Origin of the sequence: Rhodomicrobium udaipurense JA643 (assembly GCF_000636015.1) — a bacterium.
In the GTDB taxonomy this organism is placed as follows: domain Bacteria; phylum Pseudomonadota; class Alphaproteobacteria; order Rhizobiales; family Rhodomicrobiaceae; genus Rhodomicrobium; species Rhodomicrobium udaipurense.
In genome coordinates this window covers 36,193-60,974 of the sequence record NZ_JFZJ01000004.1, presented here as the reverse complement: position 1 = coordinate 60,974, position 24,782 = coordinate 36,193, and the positions used below count along the sequence as shown (strand labels likewise).

Sequence of the window (24,782 nt, the reverse complement as noted above, 5' to 3'; positions counted from 1 at the left end):
CGGCGTGGTGCCATAAAACAGAACGAAGCACGACACCTATCTTCGTCAATCGAGCGACTAACTCAGGCTGCGCTAACCCTTCGATCGTTTATGAGGTAGGTAGTGTAGCGTTCTACGCCGCGTCCTTTTCATCCGGCGAAGCTGCTTGCTCCAGCTGCCAATCTCGGCAAGTCGCAGCAACGCGCGGCTAATATCAACGGAGCACGTAATCCGGGCTCCCGCCCCGCCCGAGGCCCCACCGTTGTGTCTCGCCGCTTCACTAGAGCATCGCTCAAGTCAATGCCTTGCATCAGTTTTCCGTCAGAAATTGTGCTGACCGCTAGAGACCAACCCGCTCGCCGATTCCATTCGTAAATATATATTTAATTAACATTGAGCACAAACGTCGCACCCTAGCTCAAGCCGCCGACCAAGCCTTAAGGAGGCAGCGGCAATCTCGCGCAAAAAACGCAAACGAACGCCGCTACTTCTACTACAATGTGTTCAATTATTTCTATTTTGCATACGCTTTAGACCAAAGTCTAAGCTTGCAATGATTCCCTTCCCGCGACGGCCGGATGCTATAAGAAAGGCGCACGAACGACCCCTCCTGACAAAAAATTGGAGAACGCCATGATTTCGAGACGGGCATTCATCGGCGGCGCCGCCCTTTCCATAGCAGCGCCTGGGCTTCTTCGGGCGCAAGGTGTCCGCACGCTGAAGATCTCTCATCAGTTCCCAGGCGGCACGATCGATCAGGGCGATTTCCGCGATCGGCTTGTGCGCCGGTTCGCCGCCGAGGTCGAGAAGCGCACGAACGGCGCGCTGAAGTTCGAAATCTATCCCGGCTCGTCTCTCATGAAGACGTTCGCGCAGTTTTCTGCGCTGCGCAAAGGCGCGCTCGATTTTTCGCTCTATCCCCTGCCCTATGCCGGCAGCGAGGTGCAGGCGCTGAACCTCGGCCTGATGCCGCTTCTCGTCACGTCCTATGAGCAAGGCGCGAAGTGGAAGGATGCGCCGATCGGCCAGTCTCTCTCCAAGATCGCAGAATCCAAGGGCGTGAAATTTATCACTTGGGTCTGGCAGGCGGGCGGCGCGGCGTCGCTCAAAAAGGCGATTCGCGTCCCGGATGACGTGAAGGGCCTGAAAATCCGTGGCGGTAGCCGCGAGTTTGACCTCATGCTGACTGCGGCGGGCGCGCAGGTTTCGACCATGCCGTCCAATGAAATCTATCTTGGCATGCAGACGGGCGCGCTCGACGCCGCTCTGACCTCTTCGACGAGCCTTATCTCCTTCCGGGTTGAAGAACTCTGCAACTCCATCACGACGGCCCGCACGGGCGCCATCTGGTTCATGTGCGAGCCGCTCTTGATGTCGAAGGACATCTTCGACTCGTTGCCTGCCGACCAGCAGAAGATCATTCTCGATGTCGGTCAGGAAATGGAATGGTTTGGCACGGTCGAGGCGAAGAAGGACGACGAAGCGATCGCGAAGCTTTATGCGGGCCTCAACAAAACGGTCGTCGACCTCAAGCCGGAAGAACTTGCGGCGTGGAGCAAGCTCGCCGAAGAGACGGCGTGGAAAGACTTCGCGTCGAAGTCCACCGAAGCCGCTGAACTCCTTGCCAGCGCGCGTGCCGTTTCCTGATGTCGGCCAGCGAACTGCATTCCGACGCCATCCTAGCGGATGACCGGAACTTGGATCATTCCGGCGAGAGCATCCTTCGGGGTGCCTTTCGCCGGTTCGTCGATCTTCTCTTCAATCTCGCGTCTATCTCTCTCATCGTCGCTTCGGGCGTTCTGACGGTTGGCGTCCTTCTATCGCACTTCACCGGCCAGGGCATGGTCTGGCAGGATGAGATGGAGGTGTTTCTCGTTGCCGGTGCGGTGTTCCTGTCGGCGGCGGCCGTTCAGGCGCGTCGGGGTCACATCGGCATCGAGATCCTGGCGTCTTTCCTGCCTCGCCGCGCGAAAGTGGCGCGTGACGTGTTCATCGACACCGTCTCGCTCATTTTCATCGCGTTTGTAGCGTGGAAGGCGGGCGAGCTTTTCCACGAAGCTTGGGCTGAAGGGCAGATCTCGCAGTCGTCATGGGGTGCTCCGCTTTGGATACCCTATCTCGTGATGACGGTCGGTTTTGCCGTGCTCGCGCTGCAACTCGCGCTGCAGGTAGGCGAGCGCTCGATCGTCATGCTCGTGTTGGGCCTTGCCGCATTCGCCGCGCTGGTCCTGTGGCAGCGTCCCGTGATGCCTTTGCTTCAGGGCTATTCTCCCGCGACCATCGGCATCGCCTACTGCACGGCGACGCTCCTTATCATGTTCTCGGGCATCCCCATCGCGTTCGCGTTGGGTGTGGTTGCGACGATCTTCATGTTCCTTTTCATGCCACGAGCGTCTGTCGATACCATCGCGCAGAACGTCTATGAGGAACTTGCTAACGTCATCCTGCTCGCCATCCCGCTGTTCATCCTGAAGGGCGCTGCGATCGGCCGGTCCGACGCAGGCAAAGACCTCTACTCCGCTCTGCACGCGTGGCTGCACAAGGTACCCGGCGGTCTCGGCGTGGCGAACACGCTCGCTTGCGGCCTCTTCGCTGCCATGGCGGGTTCCTCGCCCGCAACCTGCTCCGCCATCGGGTCGGCCGGTATCCCGGAGATGCGCAAACGCGGCTACTCGCCCGGTCTTGCGGCGGGTATCATCGCAGCGGGCGGTACCCTCGGCATCCTGCTTCCGCCTTCGGTAACCATGCTTCTCTACGCCGTGGCTGCCGAAGTTTCGCTCGGCAAGCTGTTCCTGGCGGGCATTGGTCCCGGCTTGCTTCTGATCGTACTTTTCGCGTGCTACGCTTCGTGGAAGTTCAGCCGGGAGAAGCGGCAAGCGCTGGCGGCGGTGGAGCGCGGGGAAGCGGCACAAAACGCTGCAATCCTGCATGTGGATCATTACACGCTGCGCCAGAAGATCACGATGGTCGCTTGGGTGATGCCGTTCGTCACCATCCTGGCGGGCGTCATGGTCGTGCTCTACGCGGGCTATGCGACACCATCGGAAACCGCGGGCGTCGGCGCCATCCTCGCGCTGCTCGTCATCGGTGTGATGTACGGCGTATGGCGGCCGAAGCGACTGATGCCGATCCTTACGGGCACCATGCGCGAAAGCTCGATGCTCCTGCTCATCATCGGGTTCTCCCTCCTGTTCTCCTATGTGATGAGCTATCTGCATATTTCGCAAAGCGCAGCGATGTGGTTGACGTCGCTCGGTCTTTCGAGATGGGAGCTGCTGTCGTCGATCCTGGTGTTCGTGGTGATACTTGGCTTCTTCCTGCCGCCGGTGTCGATCATTCTGATGACAGCCCCGATCATCCTGCCGCCGCTCAGGGCCGCCGGCTTCGATCTGATCTGGTTCGGCGTCGTTATGACCATCGTCATGGAAATGGGCCTCATTCATCCGCCCGTCGGTCTCAACCTGTTCGTCATCAAGAACATCGCGCCCGATATTCCGCTCTCGACGGTCATGTGGGGCGCACTTCCCTTCGTGTTCCTGATGTTCGTCGGCGTCGTCCTGATCTGTTTCTTCCCGCAGATCGCGATGTTCCTGCCGAGCCTCGTCAGCTAAAATTTCGCGCCGCCTGGCACGCCACTGGTGTCCCAGGCGACGCGAATCGCCTTTGAAGCTGTCGCCGCACAAATCTGAAAGGGACGACTCTCGCGTTGCTATTCCTTTCGGTCTTTTGCTAGGCTCCCGGCACATTCATGATGCACGTATGACGTTCGCATCCGGCATGACCACAAGCGGAGACCCGTCGGTCTCCGCTTTATGCATGTACAGAGCACCTTGCTCCTAGTCGTCGGAGACCGGCACGCCGGTGCTACTTCAGCGGAACGTATGCGGCGGGCGACGACACGAAGCGATAGTTGAAGCCGAGCTTCACGGTGTCGGCCGTCACGTTGTCCTTGAATATCTTCCAATTGTTGCCTTCATCCCAACGCCAGTTGTTGTCGTCGAGGCTGAAGTCGAAGTGAAGATACTCGACTTTCATGGTCCAATTCGGGTTGAACTGGTATTCCAAGCCGCCGCCAGCCGTCCAACCGGTGAGCGTGTTGTCAAAGCTCCGGCTGTAGTAGGCCGTGCCGCCGTCGATATCTGTGATGGCCGCACGCACCTTCAGGTCGGTGGCAAGCCACGCAAAGCCACCTTTCAGATAGAGCAACGTGTTGCCCCAGGCGTAGCCAAGGCGGCCCGTCACGTCGCCGTAGATGCCGCCTTGCGATTTGACGTTCACGACCGCGATGTGGTCAATCTCATCCAGAGCAGCACTGTCATAAGTCGCGGCGGCGAACGTGCGCTCGTTGTCGCCCTGAAGGCCGCCGACATCCACTTCGATGCCGAGCACGAAATTGCCGCCTGTCTGCCAGTTGTAGCCGAACTGACCACCGCCGAACGCGCCGGTTGTGTTCAGACCGTTTCCACCGAATGTGCTGTAATCGTATGGAGCGACCGTGACGCCGGTGGGAAGCGGGTCGCCGTCATGATAGGTATTCCGCCGGGTTTCGAGATTCGTCCACGCCGCGCCGAGATGGCCACCGACATAGAACCCGGTCCATGTGGGCGCTGCCACAATGATGGGCGCGTCCTTATAACCGCCATAACCGCCGCCGCCATAAATATCCGCAGCACTCGCAGAACCGATGATTGCAAACGCACCGGCTGCCAACGCACTCGCCCGCACAACACAAACAGACATAACCCTCACTCCTATCCCGCCTAGATTGCATGACATGATAACGCTACACTCAATAAGTGTTTACACGGCTGCCCGCTAAACTCAAGATAGCGAATGCTATCGCAACACGTTTTACGGGTACTCGCGCGCGCCGGGATAGATTGAACTCCTTTGAATTCAATGGCTTATGAATTAGTTGGGCCTACTGCCTGTTGATTCCCTGCAACAGCTCCAACCTGATTTGCCAACGAAACGCTTCCTTAGCACATAAAAAAAGACCGGCGTTTGTGCCGGTCTTTCCATTTGCGTTGCGCGGAAACTACTTCAGGGGAACAGCTGCCACGGCGTAGTCGCCACCGAAGTTCCAGTTGAGACGCGCCGTGACGGTCCAGAAGTCGAGATCGTCCTTATTGCCATAGCGCCAGTATTGACCGTTGTCGTTATAAACGTCCCAGGAACGGTTGTTTGCGTTCTCGAAGTTGTAATACAGGCCGAGGACGCCGAAGCTCACATTCGAGCCGAGGAAGTTGAAGAGGCCGAACGTGCCCGGCTTGAAGTCGATACCGCCACCGACGACCCAACCCGCGAAGTTCTTGTCGTTGTCGCGGCGGGAGACGGTGTAGGTGTGATCCACCACATTATCGCCCCAGCCGCTCGTCCAGCCCTCGCCGCCATAGTCGAACTTGTTATCGTTGTTCAGGCCGATCCATGCGCCGCCGCCCGTTGCATAGAGCAGCACGTTCTGGAAGCCGAAGCCGAGCTTGCCGCGTGCCGACACGAGATAATCGACGTTATCCGAGAAATCGGCGTCAACTTCGAAACCCACAACCAGCGGCGAACCCACGCGCTGCCAGTTGAAACCGGCCTGCACACCGCCGATGAAATAGGAATCATCGCCGTTGCGGTTGGCCCAGAAGTCGTTCCCGTCGTAAACAGTGACTCTGGTCCATTCGTGGTCGACCTTCACCTTCTCGGTATGCCAAGGGCCGTCGCCGTCGTACCAGCGGTTCTTGTTGTTGTTGTCGACGAAGGCGCCGCCGACGTTGCCGCCGATATAGAAGCCCGTCCAGGTTTGCACCGGGATGACCTCGGGAACGTCCTTCAGACCGCCGCCACGATAGACGTCCGCCGCTTGCGCCGAAAGGGCCAGTGCGCTCGTGAGCGTAAGGCCCAGAAGCGGAGCGCTCAATTTTCTCATTATGAATCCCCGTCTTGTTCAGGTTTCAGCTCCGCGCGATGATGGCCCTTGAAGCCTCATGACACGCGCACTCCAAACAACGAGACAGATGCATCCAACTCACAGTCAGCGAATCTCATGCTGCGCCTCGTAGTTAGGGCTTATAATCCGATGTAACTCAAGATTGTATTGATGAATTTTATCCACTATTGCGTGTTTGCAACAATCTTGACGTGTACGAAAGCATGAATGACCCAAATTACAACTTATCTTATACTTGGGTTGGTTTGCGGACAGTGCAGGAGAGGTTGGAGGGGCGCGTCTCGTCGGGCGCGCATTCGCGCCTCGTTCTTGCTTTCGGCGCGACATCGGCTATATCAGGCGCTGAGCGGGCTCACCCATAATCAGCGGCGATCTGGCGTTGAAACGCGCTCATCCCTTTTTGTTCTCGCGCATAAGCCGCGAGCACGTCAGACTTGAACCGGATCGGAATGATGAGCGTGAAAACCGAAGTGACCCAAGAGAAGGATAAGAAGGAGAGCAGTGCGTACGATCTCGCGGTCGTCCTTCTTCAGGCCATCGCCATCGCGATCGTGATCCGCATCTTCCTTTTTCAGCCGTTCAATATTCCATCCGGCTCCATGATCCCGACGCTGCTCGTCGGCGATTATCTGTTCGTCTCGAAATACAGCTACGGCTACAGCAAATACTCCTTCCCCTTCGGAGCGGGGATGTTCAACGGGCGGATTCTCGCATCCGATCCCGACCGCGGCGATGTCATCGTCTTCAAGACTCCTCGCGACAATTCCACCGATTACATCAAGCGCCTTGTCGGGTTGCCCGGCGACCGCATCCAGTTGATTGGCGGGCAACTCTATGTCAACGGCGAGGGCGTGAAGCGCGAGCGCGCGCCCGACGCGGTGATGGATACGAAATGCGGGCCGAATCAGACGGTGCACCAGTATCGCGAGACGCTGCCGAGCGGTCGCAGCTATCTGACGCAAAAGCTTTCGGAAACCTGCCGTCTCGGCCGGTTCGGCGCGGCTGACGATACGGAAGTGTTTGTCGTGCCGCCGCAGCACTACTTTTTCCTCGGCGACAACCGCGACGATTCCGCCGACAGCCGCTTCTTCGATGGAAACGGCATCGGCTACGTTCCTTCGGAAAACCTCGTGGGCCGCGCCCGCGTGCTGTTCTTCTCCCTTGACGAGTCCGCGACCTGGCTCGCCCCTTGGCGTTGGCCCCTGGAGATCCGCTGGTCGCGGATCGGAACCGTGATTCACTGAGTTGCCTATCAAGAAACCACGCGTCGAGGAGCTCGAAGCTTCGCTCGGCTATCAATTTCAGGAACGGGGCCTTCTCGCGGAGGCCCTTACCCATTCGAGTGCGCGCAGCGAAAAGGGCGGCCGCGACAACGAGCGGCTGGAGTTTCTGGGCGACCGGGTGCTCGGCCTTTCGATCGCAGCGCTGCTCTTCGAGCGCTTCCCCAAAGCGCGCGAGGTGGAGCTTGCCCGACATTTCAACGCGCTCGTCTGCAAGACGACGTGCGCCGAGGTGGCGTTGAAGCTTGAGCTTGGCCCCCATCTCGTCATGGCGCCGAGCGAGGCGCGGTCCGGCGGGCGGAAGAAGGACGTCATTCTCGCCGACGCCGTGGAAGCGCTGCTGGGAGCAATTTCGGTCGACGGCGGTTTTGCTGCGGCGGAAACAGTCGTGCATCGCCACTGGGAGCCGTTCATCGCGTCAGGCGAGCCGCCCGCCCCCGATGCCAAGACGGCGCTTCAGGAATTCGCGCAAAGCCAGAAGCGCGGCTTGCCTGATTATCATGAGGTCGAGCGTTCCGGAGCCGATCACGCGCCGAACTTTACGGTCGAGGTCAGGGTGCAGGGATTGAAGCCGGAGCGCGGCACGGGCTCGTCGCTCAAGAAGGCACAGCAGGCCGCAGCGGAAGCGCTGTTAAAGCGCGAAGGCGTCGGCCAACCGGAACGAGAACATGCCTGAGAACAAGAAGAACAAGACTGACGCTCTCGAAGACAACGAGCATGTCGAGGACGAAGCCGCCGAAACCACTGGCGCCACAGAGCAGGATCGCCCGCAAGTGCCCGTGTATGAGCGTCGGCGCCTGTCTGAAGAGGATGGTGGGCCGGTTCCCGCGCCGGTAGCGGAGAGCGGGGAACGGCCCTCAGCGGGCGCTGGAAGCCGCTGCGGCTTCGCGGCCGTGATCGGCGCGCCGAACGCGGGTAAATCGACGCTCGTCAATGCGCTGGTCGGCGCGAAAGTCTCCATCGTCACGCACAAGGCGCAGACGACGCGCACGCGCGTTCGTGGCATCGCGCTCGATGGCGAGGCGCAGATCGTGCTCGTCGACACGCCGGGCATCTTCGCGCCGAAGCGTCGGCTCGATCGCGCGATGGTGGAAACCGCCTGGACCGAGGCGCGCGAGGCGGATGTCGCCGTGCTCGTGGTGGATGCGGCGCGCGGCTTCGACGACACGGTCGATCCCATCGTGAACGAGGCGGCGAACCTCAAGATCCCGCTCATCCTGGCGCTGAACAAGGTGGACAAGATCCACAAGGAGAAGCTGCTGGCGCTCGCGGGCGAGGCGTCCGAGCGGCTCAAGCTTGAGAGTCTGTTCATGATCTCGGCGCTTTCGGGCGACGGCGTGGAAGATCTGCGAGGCTTTCTCGCCGCGCGCATGCCCTATGGTCCGTGGCTCTTCCCGGAGGACCAGATCGCGGATGCGCCGCTGCGCCAATGGGCGGCCGAGATCACACGCGAGAAAATGTTCATCCGGCTGCACGAGGAAATCCCCTATTCCTCCACCGTCGAAACGACGAGTTGGAAAACCGTTCGCAAGGGCGCGGTGCGCATCGAGCAGACGATTTTCGTGGAACGTGAAAGCCAGCGCAAGATCGTGCTCGGCGCCAAAGGGCAGGCGATCAAGCATATCTCCATGGAAGCGCGCAAGGAGATCGAAGAGGCCATCGAGACGCCGGTGCATCTCTTCCTGTTCGTGAAGGTGCGGGAAAACTGGGCCGACGATCCCGAACGCTATCGCGAGATGGGCCTCGATTTCCCCAAGAAATGACGCGCCGCGCGCCTTCGACGGACGCTCGCGAACGCCTCCCCGGCGATCCGCTGCTTTGCGAGCGGCTGACGTCGACATTCGCGACGCGCATGGCCAGGAAATAGGTAGGCCATGAGATGGGTTGACGACGGCATCTTCCTCGCAGGTCGCCCGCACGGCGAAACGAGCGTCATCGCCGACATTTTCACGCGCTCCAACGGCCGCGCCAAGGGGCTCGTGAAGGGGGGCCGGTCCCGCCGTCTCCGCCCGCTCCTGCAAACGGGAAACACGCTCGGCGTCGAATGGCGCGCCCGTCTCGACGACCAGCTCGGCGTCTATACCGTCGAACTCGCGCGAGCCACGGCCGCGAACGCGCTCGACGATCCGTCAGCGCTCGCGGGCATGACGGCTTTGGCCGCGCTCTTGCAGGTTCTGGCGGAACGCGATCCGCACCCCGCTCTGTACGACGCCGCGCAGGACTGCCTCGCGCATGCATCCGACGCAAGTTTCTCCGCCGCCTTCATCCGCTTCGAACTGCGCTTTCTGAACGAACTCGGCTTCGGCCTCAATCTCACGACATGCGCCGCGACGGGGCGCGCGGACGACCTCATCTACGTCTCGCCGAAATCCGGTCAGGCGGTCTGCCGCGAGGCGGGCGAACCTTATGCCGACCGCCTGCTTCCATTGCCCGCCTTTCTTGCGAACGCGGCCAGCGCGGCCGCGCCGTCCGACGCGGAGATCGAAGCGGGACTGCTACTCACCGGCCATTTTCTCGCGGTGCATGTCTTCGCTGAAAGTGGCAAGCCGCTGCCCACGGCGCGGGATGAATTCGCGCGCGCGCTGCGGCGCAGGACATGAGGCCCCGCAACTCCACGCAACCGCCGGCGCGCCTATGCGGCCATCGCAGGACGGTCGGTCGGCAGCCGCGCAGCGACGCTTGGACCTTCGAAGCACAACCTTAACTGTTCCGTCCTGTTATAGTGGCGGTGTACAACCATTTTGAATTGCGGAAAGGGATGCGTTTCGCCATTTAGTGTTTGGCACACGTCGCAACGCTGGCCTATTCGTGGGTAGCGGGTGTTGGCCGCACCGGTTTCCAGGCGCCGCTCAAAGAAACGGCGTATCCTGCGCCACCAGACCAAAACTAAAGCCGCCCGGTCAGCCGCATAGAAAGGTTTTTCGTGGACGTCCTCGGAAGTATCCAGGAATTCATCCTCGTGAATAAGGATCTGGCTGGGCCCATCCTCGCCGTCATCGCGTTCGGCGAATCCCTGATCCTGGTCGGTCTTTTCTTTCCCGCCACGGCGATCATGCTTTTCACCGGCGGTCTTATCCAAAAGGGCATGCTAGATCCCACGACGGTCATCTTGTGGTCCATTGCGGGCGCGTGCCTCGGCGATGCCGTCACTTACTGGTTCGGCCGCTGGATCGGCCCCAGCGTGGTGCATCGATGGCCGCTCAACCGCGAAAAGGAAGGCGTCGCGCGGGCGCGGCTTTTCTTCCGCAAATATGGGTTCCTTTCGATCTTCATCGGCCGTTTTCTCGGCCCGGTCCGGTCCACGATTCCGCTGGTGGCGGGCATCATGCGGATGCGTCACCTCACCTTCCAGATCGCGAATGTCACGTCCGCCATCGCGTGGGTGCCGTTCATGCTGCTGCCGGGCTACTTCTTCGCTCGGGAGGTCGGGGACTTCAGCGAGGTGAGCACCGGAGGCTGGGTCGTCATCGCCGCTATCGTGCTTGCGCTTACGGCGCTGTTCACGATCATCGCGGTCAAGGTTCAGGGGACGAGCGCGAAGGATCGTCGCAAGCGGCGCCCATCACCCGACGAAACAAGCGTCCCGGCCGAGTAGGGCGCGCTGGCGCCAATCCCTGTCGAACTCAATTAGACGAGCACGCCTCCACCGAAGTCGGGATCGCACGCGCGCTCGCCATCCCCGGGGCAATTTCCCGGATCTTCTGATAATCGCGCAGGGCCTCGCCGCTTCTGCAAAGGCGCTCGTACGCCTTGGCGCGATTGTAGTACCCTACGGGATTGCCGGGGCTAAGCCGGATGGCGGTCGAATAGGCTTCCACCGCTTTTTCGGGGTTTTTGGTCTTGTCGAAATAAACGCCGAGGTTGTAGAAAGTCAGCGGATTTCCGTCGTCCAGCGCCGCTGATCGGACCAGATCCTCATAAGCGCGCTCGAATTGCGCCAGAGCGAGAAATGCGCCGCCCCGGTGCGTCAGGGCCCGTGCATCGGCCGGGTTCGCGTCCACAGCCCGCGAGCAGAGCGCGACGGCCTCCGGCAACGCGGCTTTCCGCAGAGCGCTTTGGCACAGGTCTGAAGCCGTGCCTCCGTCAGCATGCGCAACAGTTCCGGCGAGCGCAAGAGCGCCGCAGACCACCGCAGTAAAACGCATCGAGCGGCTCCCTTTTTGTTGGCGGCGCACGCCAATCGCGAACCGCGCTCGCTTTATGGCAAGGAGCGTAGCCGGGGCCTTGGCTTGAGCCTCCAGTCAACTTAAGAAGATTGACTTGCCGCGAGCTTGCGCAACATGTCCAATGGATACACTTCTTGAGGCTCCTGGGTTGCATCGGCGCAATAGATGTCGTGATTATTTGAAGCGATACATGACCACCATAAATTTTATTGGTGAAACAGCAATAATACATCGTTTAATGCGATTTATAATAGTTATAATCGAGTGCATTTCTGCCAATACGGCCATAACGTAACTCTCTAACCTCTGTTTTATTGCGTTTCGCCGATTGACCGCACCCCGCCGACTCAGCTATCGCCGCATCTACCGGTTGCGTTCAGCCTTGAATATCAATCGAGGGCCGAGACTGGCACTAGGATATGGCGTTCAGAGAGCTGGAACCGAAGCTCTATAGACGGGAAAGAAGCGTTGTGACGTGGCTCCAATCAGGCCGGAGCGCCCCTTGCAGGGGCGTGCGCTTTAGAGTCTTGACGATGAGGCTTGCCGCGTGCTGCTCAGCAATATTCCTGGCGCTGGCTATTGGTGCGACCCCCGCACTTGCAGACGAAAAAGACGGCCTGCCTGAACAATCCATCGCCACAAGCCTTGATGGCGGACCGGACAAGGACGCGCGTGGAGTAGCTCCGGCGGCAGGGAGGACGTCACCACTTACCTCGGTCGCCTTGAAATCCTCGTCGACGCCGATCTCGAAAAGCTGTGGGGAGCCAAGGGGCTGACATTCCACGTAAACGGCTATCAGATCCACGGCGCGGGGCTCGAAAAATATCTCGGCTACCCGTTCGATTACATAAGTTCCATCGAGGCGCTGCCGTCCACGCGCCTGTTTGAGCTTTGGCTCGAACAGAAATTCGGCGAGAGCGTGTCGGTGCGCGCCGGTCAACTCGCGGTCGACGCCGAGTTCTTCACCACCGACACTGGCGGCAAGTTTCTTAACTCCTCATTCGGCTGGCCGGCTATCTGGGCTAACAATCTGCCGAACGGCGGCAACGCCTATCCTCTGGCGACTCCCGGCGCGCGTGTGAAAGTCGAGATGACCGACAACCTGACATTTCTCGGCGCGATCTATAATGGCAATCCGGCCGGCTGCGAGGACGGACAACGCTGCAACCGCAACGGCACCGATTTCCGTGTGCAAGACCCGCCGTTCGTGATCGAGGAGATACAGTACAAGTATAATCAGCGCGCGAAGGACGGGGATAAGGGCGACGGAAAAGGGGGGGGCAAGAAGGACAGGGATAAGGAAAAAGCATCAAGCGATGTACTGAGCCTTCCCGGCGTCATCAAATTCGGCGCATGGCAGCACTTCGGAAACTTCAAAGATGCCTACTCAGCAACGCTGATCGACAACGGTGTCAATGTCGCTCGGCGCGTGTACTCTGGCAACTACAGCTTCTATGCCATGATCGATCAGCAGATTTATGCGCTCCCGGATGACCCCGAGAAGGGCGTCTTTGCCTTTGCGCGGGTCGCGGGGGCGCCGTCAGACCGCAACCTCATCGCGTTCTACATTGATGGCGGGGTGTTCTTGAAAGGTTACGTTCCGAATCGTCCGGACGACACTTTTGGCGCAGCCATTGACTACGTGCTGGTCTCTGGCGATGCAAGCAGGGCGGATCGTTACCTTCGCGATTATGAAGACTCGTCCTACCGCGTCCGCAATTTCGAAGCCGTGGCGGAAGTGTTCTACAAGTTTCAAATCGCGCCGGGCTTCGCGATCCAGCCTGACCTGCAATACATGTGGAATCCGGCTGGAGGCGTCGCGGAAAACAAGGACGCGGTCTATGGCGGCGTTCGCGTCAGCATCGCCTACTGACTTGGCCGCGATTCGCTCACCCTTTCACGCGCGAAAGTGCTTCGACAGCTTCAGCGACTGCGCCTGATAGTGCGAGCCGATGTCGTGCCCGTAGAGACGAGCGGGCGGCTCCGAGAGCGGTTCGTAGCTAAGCCGCCCAATCAGCTGACCGTCTTCCAGGATGAACGGCACCTTGTGGCTGCGCACCTCCAGCACGGCGCGGCTGCCTTGGCCGCCGGCCTCAGCCATGCCGAAACCAGGATCGAAGAAACCCGCATAATGCACGCGAAATTCGCCCATCAGTGCATTGAACGGCTCCATTTCGGCGGCGTGGGTGGCGGGCACGCGCACCGCCTCCTTCGAGGCGAGGATATAGAACTCGTCCGGGTCGAGGATCAGGCGGTGGTGATGGGTGGCCGCGATCGGCTCCCAGAACTCCTCGATGTCGTAGGCGCCCGCGCGGTCGACGTCGATGACGCCGGTGTGGCGCTTGGCGCGATAGCCGATCAGCGCGCCCGGCTCGCCGCCCAGCTCGACGGACAACGCGACATCGCGCGGCTGGCCGCCTGCCTCGGCAGACGCGCCCGCACCGCCGCCGTTCGCGTCGCGGAACCGGATCTGCGAGAGGCGCGATCCCGTGCGCACGAGGATCGGAAAGGTCTGCGGGCAGATTTCGAGCCAAAGCCGCCCCTTGTAGCCCGCGCCGGTCTGGTCGAAGCCGGGACCGTGGTCGGCGATGACGCGCGTGAACACATCAAGGCGGCCGGTCGAGCTTTTCGGGTTGGCGATGCCGGAAAGGAACAGCGGCAGCGCAAGCGACTCGTCGATCTCCGCGACGTACACGCAACCGACTTCGAGCACCGCGCCGGGGCCGAGGTCGATGGTGTGCAGCCTGAAGCGCTCGATCTGGTCTTCCGTCTTCGTTCCCGGCCCCGGAATGAAGCTGGCGCGCACGCGAAATGCGCGACGGCCAAGCCGAAGATCGAGGCTTGCGGGCTGGATCTGTCCCTCGCCGATGGAGGCGGAAGCCGCGATCGCGCCATCAGAGACGAGCTTCGCAATGGCCTGCGAGGGGAGGATGCCGGACGTTTTCACGCTCAGGGAAGAGGTCATTTCAGGTGCAATCATCTCTATTGTTGCGTCGGCTTGACATTCTGATGTCGAGCAGCATCGAGGCCATCGGCGCGCGAAGACAAGCATTATCGGAAAAGTTGCGTCCGCGCGAGTGGGCTGAACGGCCGCAGCGCCATGCGCCGCGAGCCTACTCACATTCGCGGGATTTGCCTCGACGCGACGATAATATTCAACAATTTGTGGAAATGCCTTTTACCGAGAGGAAGCAAAGGTGCGCTTCAACGCTGGAATATCCCCCGAGCTTTGACTAAGCGTATTGGTGCGGAGGTCTATGTCCGCATTCTCCCGAGTGTTGCCGAGCGGAAGCGAAAGCGCATATTCAAGCCCCGATTTGCACAACATGGCGGTTAAGCGGCGCGGTCTCAAACCTGACAGGCGCGGACGCATACGGCGTTCGGGCGCCAAACTCAGGCTCGCGGTCGCGATCTCCGCATGCGGCGTGGTGATAGGCACCGTTCTTTTCTTCTGCGCTGTCGTCAACGAGGCGCGCTCCTACGCCGAAAACCGCGCCTGGAACCATGTCTCCACCCTTTCGGCCGCGTTCGAAGAGCAGGCGCGCGCAAACCTTGAGATGGTCGCGAGCGCGATACAGTTTCTCAAGCCACAATTCGCGGCGCACGGAACGAGCCTTAGCCTAGTCGACTGGCAGACTTACCTCCCCGCCCTGGCCTCATCTTCGTCAACCGTGCAGATCGCCTTCGTCGGGCCGGACGGAAAGCTGCTTGCGTCGTCTCTGACCCCAAACGCGCCGCCAATAGACCTCTCGGATCGCGAACACATCCGTGTGCAATTGGAGGGGCGGCCCGGCCTCTATATCGGCAAGCCGGTGATCGGCCGCATCTCGCGGCAATGGACGATCCAGATCACGGACCGGGTGGAAGGCCCGGACGGGAAGCTAGCGGGCATCATCGTCTTTTCGCTTTCGCCTGAGTCGCTGACGACGCTTCAGCGATCGATCAACCTCGGCAAAAGCGGTAGCCTGATGCTTGTGGGGACGGATGGCGTCATCCGCGCATCCTTCGCCAACTGGCAGAAGACCGACGTCTCACTCGTGGGAATGACATACCCGAACCTGCAAGCACTCACCGGCGGCCTGCTCGCCGGGCAAAGGCGCGCACATGATCCGCTGAACGGTTCCGAAACCTTTTTCCGCTGGCGCAAGGTCGGCGATTATCCGCTTCTGGTCTTGTCCGGGATCGCGGAGCCGGAGGTTTACGCCGCCGTCAACAGAGCCGCCGCCAAACTGGGAGCGCTATGCGCGAGCGTCCTGGCGCTTCTTCTCAGCCTGAGCTGGGTTCTAGCGCGTGAGATCGCCCGGCGCGTGGAACGGGAGGTCGCGCTTTACGATGGAAGTCGCAGGCTCGCGCTGGCGAACGACAGCCTGCGCCGCCGTCACCGCCAGCTTGGCAGAACGAGCACGGCTCTGGCAGCAGAGCGCGGGCGGCTTCAACACATCAACGTGGAACTGAAAACCGCCAAGGAGCAGGCCGAAGAAGCCAATCGGCTGAAGACAGCCTTTCTCATGAATATGAGCCATGAATTCAGGACGCCGATGCACGCGATCCTGAACTATGCCGCGTTCGGGTTGAAGGCTGCGCGCCGAAGCGACGAAGCCCGGCTGGAGAAGTGCCTTACGAACATACAAACGGCGGGCGACCGCCTTCTCGGCATGCTAAACGCGCTGCTCGACCTGTCCAAACTCGAGTCGGCCTGGTCCGATCTGGACATTGAGCGCGGAAACCTCATGGACGTGGCGCGGAAAGCGGGGGTCGAACTCGGCTCGCTTGTCGAGGAGAAGGCTCTGCGCCTGCGATTTGAGGCACAAACCAGCGACCTTGAAGCCGTATTCGACGCACGGCGCATGATGCAGGTTTTCGTCAATCTGTTCTCGAACGCGATCAAGTTTTCTCCGACAGGTGGAACCATCACCGTCACCATGAGCGATGACGCGATGCCCGATGGCCGCGATGCCATCCACTGTCATATCGAAGACTGCGGTATCGGCATCCCGGAGGGAGAACTCGATCGCGTGTTCGACAAATTCACTCAGAGCAGCAAGACGGACACCGGAGCGGGGGGATCGGGGCTCGGCCTGACGATCTGCCGGGAAATCGTTCGACTGCACGGCGGCCGCATATGGGCGGCCCCTTCTTCAAACGGGGCATCGATTCATTTCATCATTCCCAGAGCCGAACCCGATCAGGTTAAACCGACCTGCTCCTGACGCCCCCCGCGCACAGCGGGCGCATCTAGGCCGCGAACGGACGCGGACGGGGCGCTGTCATCAAATGCGTGCTTCCCCGCGCCGCCTGAATGCCCTACCTGATCGTCCGCCCTCTCCGCGACGGAACCCTTCATCGCGTTTTCAGGTTTTTCTAGTTCTTTAGGTCAGGAGGCAATTTGTCGCCCCTTCGCCGTGCCGATGTTTTCGCGGGTTTCGTATGCGCAAGATTCTTTATGTCGACGACGACGCGCTGAACCGCGATATCCTGCGCGAGCTTCTGTGCGAAGGGGGCTACGATGTGGTGGAGGCCGACGACGGCGACACCGCGCTTCAGCGCCTCCAAGACACGTCCGGCATCGATGCAATCCTCCTCGACCGCATGATGCCGCGCATGGGCGGCATTGAGGTGCTGAAAGCGGTGAAGGCGGATGCGCGTTTTGCCGACATTCCCGTCATCATGCAGACGGCGGCAACCTCCCGCGACCAGATCCTTCAGGGCATCAAGGCGGGCGTCTATTACTACCTCACGAAGCCGTATGAAGATCAGATGCTGCTCGCCATCGTCGGCGCCGCGCTTCAGGACGCCGCGCAGAAACAGCGGCTCCGCGAGGAGGTAGCGCAGCATCGCAGCCTCATGGGGCTTCTCGAACAGGCTCGCTTCCGATTCCGCACCCCGCAAGAGGCGCGCAGCCTCGCCTTCCTCATCGCCAATTGTTTCCCCGAGCCGGAAGCGGCCATCTACGGCCTGCATGAAATGCTCTCCAACGCGATCGAGCACGGCAATCTCGGCATCACCTATCAGGAGAAGACGCGCCTCATTCTCGAAGGGCGGCTGCGGGAGGAAATCGAGCGTCGGCTCGCCCTGCCCGCCAACCGCGAGAAATGGGCGTGGCTGAGCTTCGAGACGGACGGCAAGACGCTTCGGGCGCGCATTCGCGACCAGGGAAATGGATTTGACTGGCGGCCTTTTCTCGACATCAGCCCCGAGCGGGCCATGCATCCCCATGGGCGCGGCATCGCGACGGCGCTAAGAATGTCGTTCAGTTCGCTGGACTATGTCGGCTGCGGCAACGAGGTGGTCTGCACATTCGTCGTCGACGAAGCGTAGTCCGTGCCCGATCAGGCTGACCCATCCTGATCGGTGATCGGCGCTGAGGCGCAGGCGACGACTCAGAGGTCCGCGAGAAGACGGTCAGCGCTGCTCGCCTCCGCGACGGAGGGATTTTCCTCAACGTGGAGCGCTTTCACCACGCCGTCTTCGAGCAGCATCGCATAACGCTTCGAGCGGAGGCCGAGGCCGAACGCGCCCGCATCGAGATCGAGCCCGATTGTCTTGGCGAAATCGCCGCTGCCATCGGCGAGAAACACGATCTTTTCCCCGGCTCCGGTCGATTTTGCCCAAGCGTCCAGCACAAACACGTCGTTGACGGCGGTGCAGGCCACCACGTCGACGCCCTTCGCCTTGAAGTCGTCCGCATGCTCGATGAAGCCGGGCAGGTGCGCGAGGCTGCATGTCGGCGTAAACGCGCCGGGAACCGCGAATAGCACGGCTTTCTTGCCGCCGAAAAGCTCGTCCGCGGAAACATCGGCCGGGCCGGTCGCGGTCATGATCTTGAATTTCGCATGGGGAAGGTGAGTGCCGGGTGCGATAGTCATGTTCTCTCCCTGGACGCTTGAATTGGCCGATGCCCCGCGTCGCCCGGATCGGACCACGCGCGGAAGCCGGAGGATCGCTCGCCGTCGACGTGCGCCCCTCCAAGTCTCGCCACTTATGAAGCGGCACAATTCCTGACAATCCACCGAACGGCTTTTCACAATGACTTGAATGCCATCGTCACGTCGGCGAGCGCTGGGTGCCTGCCAATCCGTGCCTTTCATCCAACTTTTGGCGGGTGGCGGGTGAAAGCCTCGCTTTGGTCCAAAAGATGTTGCCGCGTACGGTTGAGGTTCATAATTTCGCTCCGATGCCGGTGCGAGAGAACCGGGCGCGCCATCATGGGGTGCGATTTTTTCTGGGGGAAGCGATTGGCGCGGCGATCTTTCGTTCTGTTCGTCTCTATGGGCGTCTTTCTGGCGTTTTCGCCCGAGGCTGCCCGCGCCGCCGACGATCTCATCAGTAACATTTTCGGATCGGCCGAGGGTGAGAAGGCAACGGGCGCACCCTCCGCTTCGCAGCGCTCGCCGAGGCAGAGCGCGCCCAGAGTTCGCGCCTCTAAGCCCCTCAACAAGGGCATCGAAAACCGCATCAAGCCCAGCCGTCGCTCCGGCAAGGAGGGCGCGGCCGAGGCGAAGCTCGATAATGAGCAGGCGCGGGAACTTTACATTCAGCGGAAGGCGCGGCTTGAAGAGATCAAGGCGCGTCAGGGCGAGCTATCGAGGGACAAGCGCACGCTGGCGAATAATCGCGCGCGGCTCCAGGCGCGTCTGGTGGAGACGGCGCGCTCGCTGAGGCTGTCCGAGAAGCGCCTCTCGGATCTCGAAACGCGGCTCGCCGAAACGCGCGAAAAGATGAAGGAGCAGCAGACGAAGCTCGACGCCAAGAGCCAGCAGCTTTCAGCGCTGTTCTCTCTCATGCAGGGGCTTTCGCGCCAGCCGCCGCCGCTTCTCATCACGCACACGCGCGACGCGTTGAAGATGATCCGCAGCGGCATGGTGCTCGCAACTTTTTATGCCGATGTCGAAAAACTTGCCACACAGTTAACGGTCGACGTTGACGCGCTGGAGGCGATCGAGAAAGACGTCGCGCTTCAGGAGCAGCGCCGCAGGATCGAGCAGGCGCAGAACTTTCGGATCAAGGCGCAACTCGACCTCCTTATCGCCGAAAACCGGGAGCAGATACAGGCCAACGCGGCCACGCTGGAAAGTCTCGGCAGCGCATCGAAGATCAACATAGCCAGCATCAAGAGCCTTGAGGACATGCTTCCCGCAATCAGCGCAAGCAAGGCAGAAGCGGATAGCAAGTCGAACGAATTCAAGCCAGATGCCACGCGGGTTGCACTTCAGGCCGGCCGGATGAAACCGTCGATACCCTTCGCTGCGGCGCAGGGTCTTCTGCCCATGCCAGTACAGGGAAAAGCTCTTGTCAATTTTGGACAAACAACCGAAGATGGCAGTCCATCGAAGGGTATTCACCTAGAGTCGCGACCCGGAGCACAGGTTATCTCGCCCTGCGACGGTCAGGTTTTGTTCGCTGGCCCGTTCCGCTCATATGGTCAACTCTTGATTATCGATGCCGGTGGGGGCTATCATGTTGTAATAGCAGGCATGGAGCGGATCGAGGTCGACCAAGGTCAATTCGTTCTGGCCGGTGAGCCTCTGGCGGCGATGGGGTCTGAAACCCGCGCCGACGGAACGACACCGAAACGCCCATCACTCTACGTCGAATTTCGTAGAGAGCAACAGTCTGTCGATCCCGCACCGTGGTGGTCTGCGGGAGGAAAAGGTTGAATATACATGCGCAAATCCGAACTCGCGCTCGGTGCTCTTCTTATTGCGCTGGTTTGCACAGCCAGCTTTTTCATTTTGCAATCCACGCGCCGGGATCAGGCCATTGCTGCGAACGCGGAAATTTACCGCCAGCTTGACCTTTTCGGAGAAGTGCTCGAGCGCGTCCGCGCAGAGTATGTGGAAAAGCCGGACGACACCAAGCTGATCGAAAACGCGATCAACGGCATGCTGCAAGGACTCGATCCGCATTCGAGCTACCTCACGGCGAAAGAATTTCAGGACATGCAGGTGCAGACGCGCGGCGAGTTCGGCGGGCTAGGCATCGAAGTCACGATGGAAGACGGCGTCGTGAAGGTGATTTCGCCCATCGACAATACGCCGGCTGATCGCGCGGGCGTCATGTCGGGCGACTACATCACCCATCTCGATGGCGAGTCGATCCAGGGCCTCTCGCTGAACGAAGCGGTGGAGAAGATGCGCGGGCCGGTGGATTCGCCGATCATGCTCACCATCATGCGCAAGGGCGCGAACGCCCCGATCCAGACGCGCGTCGTGCGTGACATCGTGCGTATCAACCCGGTGAAGTACAGCGCCGAGGACGATATCGGCTGGATCAAGGTCAAGACGTTCCAGAGCGAACACACCTACGAATATATGAAGCAGGGCATCGAAGACCTGAAGAAGACCATCGGTCCGAAGCTCAAGGGCTACGTCCTTGACCTCCGCAACAACCCCGGCGGCCTTCTCGATCAAGCCATCGCCGTCTCCGACGCATTCCTCGACAAGGGCGCGATCGTGCTCACCAAGGGTCGTAACGCCAGCGAGTCGAGCCGCGCGAGTGCAAAATCCGGCGACGTCACCGAGGGTAAGCCCGTTGTCGTTCTGATCAACGGCGGTTCGGCCTCGGCTTCGGAAATCGTTGCGGGCGCTTTGCAGGATCACAAGCGCGCCGAGGTAATCGGTACGCGCTCGTTCGGAAAAGGCTCCGTTCAGACCATGATACCGCTCGGCGCGAATGGCGGCCTCCGTCTGACGACGGCACGCTACTACACGCCGTCCGGGCGCTCGATCCAGGCGACTGGCATCTCGCCGAACTATCAGGTGGAGCCCGAGCTTCCCGACGACCTCAAGCAGCAGATGGCATCGTTTACGCCGAAGGGCGAAGCGAGCCTGCGCGGTCATCTGAAGAACGAGGGCGCGCAGGAGGCTTCCGGCAGCATCTCCTATGTTCCCAAGGAGAAAGAAAAGGACGTGCAGTTGAAGGCGGCTATCGACCTTCTGCACGGCAAGAAGATCGAAGTCGCGAAGAAGGTCGAAAACGCGGCGGCCCCCGCAGCGGCCGCGGCTGCGGAAGTGCCGAATTAAACTTTCGCATCTGCAATTGCGATCCTATAGTGAAAAGGTTCATGCGAGAGCGTGAGCCTTTTTGCTTTTTGTCGAAGCACAGGGGTGCTCAATGAAAACGCTTTTGATCGTCGCCGGGCTGTTCTTTACGCTTTTCGGAGGGGCCATCGCCTGGTTCGCCTCATCCGATCCCGGCCATGAATACGATCTCACGCTGGTGATTCCGATCGATACGCGTCACATGCCGCGCGCGGTCAATTTGCCTAAGGTCGAGTCCACGTCGAGCGCGGAAGTTGATTCGCCGCCCGCTGTGGACGGGCGCGCGGAAGCGGGAAACGCACCCGTATTGCCCGATCGTCCTCCTGTCCAACTCAACTATGCGACCGGCGCTGCATCGGAAGCCCCTCGATAAGCGCTTCCAATGTCGAAAGCCGCCGCATCCAGCTAAAAATGAACTCGTTTGAAGCGCGGATATCGATCCCATCGCCGCCGCGTGATGCGTTGTCGATCGCTCGCCTTAAGCGCTATGGAGCGAACCGGAATCGCTCGCGTGCCGAAACAGGAGCCCGGCTAGCAATTCGAGCCAACGCAAAAAGTCTCGCAGCATCATAAGGAAAAACCGCGATGCTCATCCAACCATCCACTCTCCCTTACCGGCTCTGCGCCGGGATCGTGCTTCTGAACGCCGAACGCCGCATCTGGATCGGGCACCGCACGAAAGACTTCGCTTCAGGTGAGGCGAATCGGCGCTGGCAAATGCCGCAGGGCGGGATCGACAAGGGCGAAGACCCGAGGGCAGCGGCTCTGCGCGAACTTCACGAGGAGACAGGCGTGACGAGCGTGTCGATTCTCGCGGAGGCACGGGCCTGGATCTACTATGACCTGCCGCCCGAATCCGTTGGCCGCGCCTTGAAGGGTAAGTATCGGGGGCAACAGCAGAAATGGTACGCGATGCAGTTCACTGGCGACGAGTCCGAGATGAACCTCAAGCTCGACGGCCATAAGCCGGAGTTCGACTCCTGGCGTTGGGCCACTCCGGCAGAGGTCGTGGATGAGATCGTGGGCTTCAAGCGCGCTGCCTACGAGGCCGTTTTCGCTGAATTTGCTGACCTTCTCGTTCCATGAGGAACGATCTTTCGCAAAGGCGAAAAACGATCATTCAATTCGCTGCACCGGGTTGCAATGCGTGAAGGGTCTATGCTAGAAGCGCCTCAGGCATAAGCCGGGCTTCAAATCCGGACATTTATCACCGATTTCAGAGCACGCTTCGACGCTCCACGCGTTTGGCGGCTCTTTGACTGTTGGAGAGCACGTCTTGGCGCGGACCATCGCAGGATCGACGGTAGCTGAACGTTACGCTGGAGCGCTTTTCGATCTGGCACGCGCGGACAACGCGGTAGGCAGCGTCGAAGCTTCTCTCGAAATCTTCCAGAAATCGCTGCGCGAAAGCGACGATCTTCGTCGCCTCGTGCTGAACCCGACTTTCTCCATCGCCGAGCAGGAAAAGGGCCTCTCGGCCGTCCTGAAGGCGGCCGGGATCGAAGGCCTCGCGCGCGATTTTCTTATCGTTCTCGCAAAGAACCGGCGGCTTTTCGCCGTCGAGAACGTGATCGCGGCTTTCCGCTCGCTTGCCGCCAAGGAGCGCGGCGAGGTCGAGGCAGAAGTCATTTCCGCCGTGCCGCTTAGCGAAGCTCAGACTCAGGATCTGGTCGACACGCTTCGGCAGAAGCTCGGCAAGACGCCGAAGCTTACGGCGATTGTGGATTCGAAGCTGCTCGGCGGGCTTGTCGTCCGCGTCGGCAGCCAGATGATCGATACGTCCTTACGTACGAAATTGAAAAACCTCGAAAAGGTGATGAAAGAGGCCAGCTGATGGAGCTAACGGAAATCCGCCCGTCCGAGATTTCTTCGATCCTGAAGGAACAGATCAAGAATTTCGGTCAGGAAGCAGAAGTCTCCGAGATTGGGCAAGTGCTCTCCGTGGGCGATGGTATCGCTCGCGTTTACGGTCTCGATAACGTCCAAGCCGGCGAAATGGTCGAGTTTCCGGGTGGCGTCCGTGGGATGGCGCTGAACCTCGAAGCCGATAACGTCGGTGTGGTTATTTTCGGCCTCGACACGAACATCAAGGAAGGCGACACCGTCAAGCGTACGGGCGCCATCGTGGAAACGCCGGTCGGCAAGGGGCTGCTCGGCCGTGTGGTGGACGGTCTCGGTAACCCGATCGACGGCAAGGGTCCGATCCAGTACACTGAAAAGCGCCGCGTGGACGTCAAGGCGCCCGGCATTCTTCCGCGTCAAAGCGTGAAAGAGCCGATGCAGACGGGCATCAAGGCCATCGACGCGCTGATCCCGATCGGCCGCGGCCAGCGCGAGCTGATCATCGGCGACCGCCAGACCGGCAAGACCGCTGTGGCGCTCGACGCGATCCTGAACCAGAAGTCCGTGAACGCTACGGGCGACGAAAGCCAGAAGCTTTATTGTATATACGTGGCGGTCGGCCAGAAGCGCTCGACGGTTGCGCAATTCGTCAAGGTTCTGGAAGAGCAAGGCGCGCTGGAATACTCCATCGTCGTCGCCGCTACCGCGTCAGACCCGGCTCCGATGCAGTTCATCGCGCCTTACACGGGCTGCACGATGGGCGAGTACTTCCGCGACAACGGCATGCATGCGCTCATCATCTATGATGATCTGTCGAAGCAGGCCGTGGCCTACCGCCAGATGTCGCTGCTGCTCCGTCGTCCGCCCGGACGTGAAGCCTATCCCGGCGACGTGTTCTATCTGCATTCTCGTCTTCTGGAACGCGCGGCGAAGCTCAACCCCGATCACGGCTCGGGCTCTCTGACCGCCCTTCCCGTCGTCGAGACGCAGGCGAACGACGTGTCCGCCTACATTCCGACGAACGTGATTTCGATCACGGACGGCCAGATCTTCCTTGAGACGGATTTGTTCTATCAGGGCATCCGTCCGGCCGTGAACGTCGGCATCTCGGTGTCGCGCGTGGGTTCGGCAGCGCAGATCAAGGCCATGAAGCAGGTTGCGGGCGCCATCAAGGGTGAGCTTGCGCAGTACCGCGAAATGGCGGCGTTCGCGCAGTTCGGCTCGGACCTCGACGCCGCGACGCAGCGGCTTCTCGCTCGCGGCTCGCGTCTCACTGAACTTCTGAAGCAGCCCCAGTTCTCGCCGCTCAAGGTGGAAGAGCAGGTTGTCGTAATCTATGCTGGCACGCGCGGCTTCCTCGATCCGATCCCGGTTTCGTCGGTCGGCGAGTTCGAGCGCGAGTTCCTGACGCTGCTCCGCAACGAGCACAGGGATCTGCTGGATGCGATCCGCGACTCCAAAGCTCTTTCTCCGGAGTCGGAGCAGAAGCTGAAGGGCATCCTTACCGATTTCTCGAAGCGCTTTTCAGCGTAATCGG

Annotated in this window: 22 protein-coding genes and 1 pseudogene; 17 read left to right on the top strand and 6 right to left on the bottom strand. The window is 60.5% G+C overall.

Translation table 11 applies throughout. The annotated features are described in order from the left end of the window. The first annotated feature begins 612 nt into the window (after positions 1 to 612). The 3 genes and pseudogenes from dctP to T281_RS01495 all read left to right on the top strand — a co-directional run bounded on the left by dctP (position 613) and on the right by T281_RS01495 (position 3,590). Positions 613 to 1,626: a TRAP transporter substrate-binding protein DctP gene (dctP, locus tag T281_RS01500; protein WP_037233011.1), complete on the top strand. Its 1,014-nt coding sequence runs from the start codon at positions 613 to 615 to the stop codon at positions 1,624 to 1,626. Next, positions 1,626 to 2,138, top strand: a pseudogene (locus tag T281_RS19700) (TRAP transporter small permease); the annotation flags it as partial. The gene dctP and the pseudogene T281_RS19700, both read left to right, overlap by 1 nt. Positions 2,139 to 2,225: 87 nt before the next feature. After that, entirely contained in the window at positions 2,226 to 3,590 is a 1,365-nt protein-coding gene (locus T281_RS01495; RefSeq protein ID WP_037233048.1) for a TRAP transporter large permease, read from the top strand. 253 nt (positions 3,591 to 3,843) lie between these two features. On the opposite strand, the gene T281_RS01490 is transcribed toward T281_RS01495, so the two are convergent. After that, positions 3,844 to 4,719: an outer membrane protein gene (locus T281_RS01490; protein ID WP_081796522.1), complete on the bottom strand. Its 876-nt coding sequence runs from the start codon at positions 4,717 to 4,719 to the stop codon at positions 3,844 to 3,846. 298 nt (positions 4,720 to 5,017) lie between these two features. Continuing rightward, positions 5,018 to 5,896: an outer membrane protein gene (locus T281_RS01485; protein WP_037232995.1), complete on the bottom strand. Its 879-nt coding sequence runs from the start codon at positions 5,894 to 5,896 to the stop codon at positions 5,018 to 5,020. A gap of 470 nt (positions 5,897 to 6,366) precedes the next feature. Between T281_RS01485 and lepB the strand changes: the two genes are divergently transcribed. The 4 genes from lepB (at position 6,367) to recO (ending at position 9,797) form a co-directional block, all read left to right on the top strand. After that, the gene (lepB, locus tag T281_RS01480) at positions 6,367 to 7,161 is read left to right on the top strand and encodes a signal peptidase I (protein ID WP_037232993.1); all 795 of its coding nucleotides are present in this window, start codon (positions 6,367 to 6,369) and stop codon (positions 7,159 to 7,161) included. A 1-nt stretch (position 7,162) separates the two neighbouring features. Next, on the top strand, positions 7,163 to 7,873 hold the full coding sequence (gene rnc, locus T281_RS01475) for a ribonuclease III (protein WP_081796521.1): 711 nt from the start codon (positions 7,163 to 7,165) through the stop codon (positions 7,871 to 7,873). Beyond that, positions 7,866 to 8,960: a GTPase Era gene (gene era, locus T281_RS01470; RefSeq protein WP_037232990.1), complete on the top strand. Its 1,095-nt coding sequence runs from the start codon at positions 7,866 to 7,868 to the stop codon at positions 8,958 to 8,960. The genes rnc and era overlap by 8 nt, the downstream gene beginning before the upstream one ends. Positions 8,961 to 9,071: 111 nt before the next feature. After that, positions 9,072 to 9,797: a DNA repair protein RecO gene (gene recO, locus T281_RS01465; protein WP_037232986.1), complete on the top strand. Its 726-nt coding sequence runs from the start codon at positions 9,072 to 9,074 to the stop codon at positions 9,795 to 9,797. A gap of 32 nt (positions 9,798 to 9,829) precedes the next feature. On the opposite strand, the gene T281_RS19445 is transcribed toward recO, so the two are convergent. Next, complete coding sequence (locus T281_RS19445; RefSeq protein WP_210336156.1) at positions 9,830 to 10,276, bottom strand: hypothetical protein; 447 nt, start codon at positions 10,274 to 10,276, stop codon at positions 9,830 to 9,832. Between the two features lie 6 nt (positions 10,277 to 10,282). On the opposite strand from T281_RS19445, the gene T281_RS01460 reads away from it, so the two are divergent. After that, positions 10,283 to 10,792 (top strand): DedA family protein, encoded by a 510-nt coding sequence (locus T281_RS01460; protein WP_245269121.1) that lies wholly within the window; start codon positions 10,283 to 10,285, stop codon positions 10,790 to 10,792. 28 nt (positions 10,793 to 10,820) lie between these two features. Here T281_RS01460 and T281_RS01455 read toward each other — a convergent pair whose 3' ends face one another. After that, on the bottom strand, positions 10,821 to 11,342 hold the full coding sequence (locus T281_RS01455; protein ID WP_081796520.1) for a tetratricopeptide repeat protein: 522 nt from the start codon (positions 11,340 to 11,342) through the stop codon (positions 10,821 to 10,823). A gap of 748 nt (positions 11,343 to 12,090) precedes the next feature. On the opposite strand from T281_RS01455, the gene T281_RS01450 reads away from it, so the two are divergent. Next, positions 12,091 to 13,236, top strand: coding sequence for a carbohydrate porin (locus tag T281_RS01450; protein ID WP_338053289.1), 1,146 nt, complete (start codon positions 12,091 to 12,093; stop codon positions 13,234 to 13,236). A gap of 24 nt (positions 13,237 to 13,260) precedes the next feature. On the opposite strand, the gene T281_RS01445 is transcribed toward T281_RS01450, so the two are convergent. Continuing rightward, complete coding sequence (locus T281_RS01445) at positions 13,261 to 14,316, bottom strand: 2'-deoxycytidine 5'-triphosphate deaminase (protein WP_037233037.1); 1,056 nt, start codon at positions 14,314 to 14,316, stop codon at positions 13,261 to 13,263. A gap of 373 nt (positions 14,317 to 14,689) precedes the next feature. Here T281_RS01445 and T281_RS17280 point away from each other — a divergent pair, with 373 nt between their 5' ends. After that, positions 14,690 to 16,573: a sensor histidine kinase gene (locus T281_RS17280; RefSeq protein ID WP_052036898.1), complete on the top strand. Its 1,884-nt coding sequence runs from the start codon at positions 14,690 to 14,692 to the stop codon at positions 16,571 to 16,573. 217 nt (positions 16,574 to 16,790) lie between these two features. Continuing rightward, a complete protein-coding gene (locus T281_RS01435; RefSeq protein WP_037232980.1) occupies positions 16,791 to 17,681 on the top strand; it encodes a response regulator in 891 nt (296 codons plus the stop codon). A gap of 62 nt (positions 17,682 to 17,743) precedes the next feature. Here the strand turns inward: T281_RS01435 and T281_RS01430 are convergent, their stop codons facing one another. After that, positions 17,744 to 18,229 carry a peroxiredoxin gene (locus T281_RS01430; protein ID WP_037232978.1) on the bottom strand — a complete coding sequence of 162 codons (486 nt, stop codon included), beginning with the start codon at positions 18,227 to 18,229 and terminating at the stop codon, positions 17,744 to 17,746. Between the two features lie 369 nt (positions 18,230 to 18,598). On the opposite strand from T281_RS01430, the gene T281_RS01425 reads away from it, so the two are divergent. From T281_RS01425 to atpA, 6 genes are all read left to right on the top strand, one after another. After that, on the top strand, positions 18,599 to 20,020 hold the full coding sequence (locus T281_RS01425) for a murein hydrolase activator EnvC family protein (protein ID WP_162173088.1): 1,422 nt from the start codon (positions 18,599 to 18,601) through the stop codon (positions 20,018 to 20,020). Positions 20,021 to 20,026: 6 nt separating this feature from the next. Continuing rightward, entirely contained in the window at positions 20,027 to 21,385 is a 1,359-nt protein-coding gene (locus tag T281_RS01420; RefSeq protein ID WP_037232972.1) for a S41 family peptidase, read from the top strand. A gap of 91 nt (positions 21,386 to 21,476) precedes the next feature. Then, the gene (locus T281_RS01415) at positions 21,477 to 21,776 is read left to right on the top strand and encodes a hypothetical protein (RefSeq protein WP_037232970.1); all 300 of its coding nucleotides are present in this window, start codon (positions 21,477 to 21,479) and stop codon (positions 21,774 to 21,776) included. Between the two features lie 212 nt (positions 21,777 to 21,988). Continuing rightward, positions 21,989 to 22,489: an RNA pyrophosphohydrolase gene (locus tag T281_RS01410; RefSeq protein ID WP_013420816.1), complete on the top strand. Its 501-nt coding sequence runs from the start codon at positions 21,989 to 21,991 to the stop codon at positions 22,487 to 22,489. 190 nt (positions 22,490 to 22,679) lie between these two features. Then, the gene (locus T281_RS01405) at positions 22,680 to 23,237 is read left to right on the top strand and encodes a F0F1 ATP synthase subunit delta (protein ID WP_037232965.1); all 558 of its coding nucleotides are present in this window, start codon (positions 22,680 to 22,682) and stop codon (positions 23,235 to 23,237) included. After that, positions 23,237 to 24,778 carry a F0F1 ATP synthase subunit alpha gene (gene atpA / locus T281_RS01400; RefSeq protein ID WP_013420818.1) on the top strand — a complete coding sequence of 514 codons (1,542 nt, stop codon included), beginning with the start codon at positions 23,237 to 23,239 and terminating at the stop codon, positions 24,776 to 24,778. Before T281_RS01405 ends, atpA begins: the two co-directional genes overlap by 1 nt. The last annotated feature ends 4 nt before the right edge of the window (positions 24,779 to 24,782 follow it).